General features: G+C 44.1%; 4 protein-coding genes. All 4 read right to left on the minus strand.

Annotated features, from left to right (window positions below; translation table 11 throughout):
• On the minus strand, nucleotides 1-956 hold a 956-nt coding region (locus PVV69_RS09320), incomplete at its 3' end, for a phage portal protein (protein WP_273757284.1).
• Nucleotides 956-1,204 carry a phage head-tail joining protein gene (locus tag PVV69_RS09325; protein ID WP_273757285.1) on the minus strand — a complete coding sequence of 83 codons (249 nt, stop codon included), beginning with the start codon at nucleotides 1,202-1,204 and terminating at the stop codon, nucleotides 956-958. The genes PVV69_RS09325 and PVV69_RS09320, both read right to left, overlap by 1 nt.
• A 3-nt stretch (nucleotides 1,205-1,207) precedes the next feature.
• Nucleotides 1,208-3,139: a phage terminase large subunit family protein gene (locus PVV69_RS09330; protein WP_273757286.1), complete on the minus strand. Its 1,932-nt coding sequence runs from the start codon at nucleotides 3,137-3,139 to the stop codon at nucleotides 1,208-1,210.
• Nucleotides 3,132-3,713 (minus strand): hypothetical protein, encoded by a 582-nt coding sequence (locus PVV69_RS09335; protein WP_273757287.1) that lies wholly within the window; start codon nucleotides 3,711-3,713, stop codon nucleotides 3,132-3,134. The genes PVV69_RS09330 and PVV69_RS09335 overlap by 8 nt, the downstream gene beginning before the upstream one ends.
• Between the last annotated feature and the right edge of the window lie 311 nt (nucleotides 3,714-4,024).

The raw sequence follows: 4,024 nt of genomic DNA on the forward strand, positions 1-4,024 counted from the left end.
TCAACAGGATTTGAGAATGTAACATCTTTATTCTCTCCTAAATAAAGAGATGCACCGGGTGCAATGGCAGGTGCTTCGTATTCTTCTTCAACGTTGTTTTTATCACGATTATCGGATAATTTTGCGACGTTTGGGGAATTGTCCTTGACAAACGCTGCGAAAAGAGCCGCCGTCCTTTTTCGATCAAGTTCTGCATCATCATAGGATTCGAGTTGAAAGATTTTTGTCATAGAGCGCGTTATTTTGGGAGAACCGCGCAATTGTCCGGCAATCCGGCGCTCTTTGATATGAATGACCATTTCAGCAGGCACACGTATGCGTTCTTGACTCTCAAAGACTGTGCTTGCAGAACAATCATCATAGGGGTGATGTTCCCAGAAATGATAAGCAACACGCTTGCCACTGGCATTAAATTCAATACCCATACGAATGTAATTGCCTTCAATCTCAGCCGGTCCATTGTAGGAAAGGTCCAACATTTCGGTGGGATAAACTTGTAATTGAAGCGGCACACCAGAGCGCCCGTAGAGATCAATATAATGCAATCTTACAAAGCATTCTCCGGTTAAAAAGACCTCTCGGGCAATGGTTGCTTGCAGCCCATAAAAGCTGGCATCTTCATCGTAGTCTGCTTCATCAGCCCATTGCCACCATAAGTCTAAAAGCTTTTTCTTCTCTTCTTGAAAGCCTTCAATGCGAGGATAAGGTTTAATCCCATCACTAACAGCCGCGGAGACCCATTCTTCTGTTGCAGACCCATAAAGAGATTCATTGTCATAAAGCCATCTTGAACGGGCAACAATGGTATCACCGCATTCTTCAATGGCTTTATTGATATGTTTTTTTGCGGGGTCAAAACCACCCATACGGCGGCTTTTGCTTGCCGCTTCAAAATGGGGATTGTGTTGACGAGAAATTTTAAAAAAGCCCGTGAGTTTATTGATAAAGCCAGCCATTAATAGCCTCGTGATATATTAAAATAGAAAACGCGTGAACGCTTGCGCCCTTCAAGGTCCGCTATTTGTGTGTTCAGCATCTCAAGCGCTCTGCGCAGTTCCTCAACAGAGCGGTTGCTGACTTGCTTATCGCCATGGCGCACCGATTGTGCTCCCGAATAAAGAGCTTCTTCAATTTGTTCACGCCGCCTTTTTAAGTTTTCAAGTCTCTCAATTTTGCTGTTAATTGGTTCTAAAGTTTCACCCACAAATTACCTCCAATCCCCTTGCATATAAGGATTCATTACCGTTCTGGATTGTTTCCTTTGAGGTTGTGCTATCTGAGATCTTCTTGGAGAAGTGAATGAAGAAATCCTAGGTGTTTTTTCTTCCAAAGAGCTTTCAGCAATTTTAAGTTTTTCCAAACGCTCTTCTAAGATATCGACTTCTCGATTAAGGTTTATTCCTGCCGAAATCAGACCTTGTAAAGCAGCATAAGCATAGACCCTACAGTCCAAGGCTTCATTTCTTGCCTTTTCACTTTTTTGCCATTCGATACGCTTAAAGCCTTTAAAATATTTGATCACTTTTCTTTCAGCGGTCAGTTGGTCAAAATATTCTCGATCAAGGCTTTTGTGAAAGTGTGTTGCACCAGCCCCCGTTGCTTCGGGACCCGATTTTTTAAAGCGCGCTGTAATGATATCTTTCGCCGCATCAACCCCAACAATATAGAGGTTAATTTGCCCTTTGTTGTTTCTGCTTGGTCGGCGTGGCCATACCGCACGCCAGCCAGCTTGTCCCTTAATGCCCCAGATACGCCGTCCTTCACGGGGGTGCACATAATTATAAACAGCCTGTGTATGTCCACCACCGGTATCAATGCAAGCCGCCGTTATCCTAATACCCTCTTTATAGCCTGGATGCGGCCAACGTTTTGCAAGATATTCATCCAATTGGTCCCATACTTCAAAAGAAGAGGGATCACCAGGGATAACTTGATAATCAATATGCCAACTTTCTTCGCTGCGTCCCCATCCCACCACTTCAAGCTCTAAACGGTCATTTTGCACATCAATGCCTGCTGTCAACACGACGGCTTGTTCTGGTGCAAGGGGATAATCTTCACGTTTTGCATAAAGGCTGTCTGGATCAACAACCTCACCGGTTCTATCCTCCCATGGCTCTCCAAGCACTGTATTGACAAAAGGCTGCAAAAGCGCTGGATCATCCTTGGCATTTAAAAATTCGCGTGCACATTCCCCCCATGTAAGCCAAGGGGAATAGAGTGCCGAAATATGGTAAGAACGCAAGTTCGGTCTGCTTGACTCACTGGTTGGTACCCAACATGCACCTTTTTCTTCACAAATGAGATCTGTTTTTCTGTGCTCAGCATGTTCATGACCACAATGCGCACAAACAAAAACAGCTTTTTCGGGGGCGCCTTTTGGCCACTTGATTTGTGACCAAACAATGGGCTGTAGAACACCACACGCATCACAAGGGACATTATAATATCTTTGATCACCAAGCACGAAATCCTTGGCGATACGGCTTGTGTCACGGTGTGTTGGCGTGGACAATTTAAAGATCTTTCTCTGCACAAAGGTTGAGGTACGCTTTTCCGCAATCATCACCGGATCACCTTCGTTATCCACACTGAGAGGATAGGCATCCACCTCATCTAAAATCAGATAACGAATAGGCATAGAGCGCAAACCAGCAGCACTATTGGCTCCTGTCAGCATCAATGCACCACCATCAAACTCTTTAGAAAACATGGTATTGCCGCTGTCACGCGCTCGCGCTGGGGCAATGCGTTCGCTTAAAGCAGGGCTTGCCATAATCATTGGGTCAAGACGCGTTTTGGATAATTTCTTCGCTGTCTCAACGGTTGGCATGACATAAAGGGCAGGTCCTGGACTATAATGAATAGCATAACCGCAGAAATTCAGTCCTGCCTCTGACATGCCAACCTGTGCGCCTTTCATGACAATGGTTGTTTCAATCGGTTTGTGAGAGGAAAGGTTATCCATGATTTCGCGCAAATAGGGGGTGCGTTTTGTTCTCCACAATCCTGGTTCAGCACTTGCTACGGTGCTAAGGTATCTATTCTTATCCGCCCATTGAGAAACCGTGTAAGGTGGGTCCGGTTGTCTTGCATCATTAGCATTGGCAAAAAATTCTTTAACAGCATTCTCATCCATTATTCGTTTCTTGCAAGTTCTCTAACTCTGGAGAATGAGGATCATGAAAAGGCACTGGAATATTAACCGCCTCAAGCAAAGCGTTTCTCATATAATAATCGATAGCCCCTATTAGGTTTGCAGCATCACATCCAACTTGTGCGGCAATGCTTGCTCCAAAGCGGTGAGGAAAATTCAACATGGCGTCACGGTGTGCTCTTCCAAACTCACGGGCGGCTCTCTTTACTTCTTCACGGTCAACCGTTGTTTCGCGTAAGCGTTCAAGGGCAATCTTTTCGCTTTCAAGGGCAACTTGCATTCGCTCCAGTTTAATCTTGTATTCATTAGCACCCTCTGATGAGACTTGTTTGATCTTTGTCCGCGCTTGACCATCGGGCGCTAAAAATGGGGCAAGGCGCTTTGTTGGATTCTCATTCCAGATAGCTGTTGCAAGCGCTTCATTAACAGAACCATCTTCAAAAAGAGCCGCATCAAATTTTCCAGTTTTAAAACGCGAAACCACCGCATTGGGTGAAACACCCATCTTTTTGGCAAAGGCACGAAGCGATAAACCTTTTCGAGATTTCTTATTCATAATGCCCCTTTCTTTCTTCTTTGTCCTAAGAAGTAAGGTTTTACGGGATATCAGGATAAAGAGAAATTTATAGTCCCATCTGAAAAACAAGCTTCAATATGATAAGAAAATACTTAACACATTAAATTCGTTATTTATCAATGTGTTATCTGTACAATGTACAGTTGATTTGAAAATTCTGTCGCTAGCGATAGTTCGCGCTCGTCCGCCCCGCAACGAAGCCAACCCGCTGGGAAGTACCTTTTGCATTGATTTTATTGATTTTTTTATGGAAATAACAAAGTGCAAGTGATAATTTGTTTTTAAAATTG

The sequence above is a fragment of the Bartonella sp. MM73XJBT genome (assembly GCF_028618465.1).
GTDB lineage: Bacteria > Pseudomonadota > Alphaproteobacteria > Rhizobiales > Rhizobiaceae > Bartonella.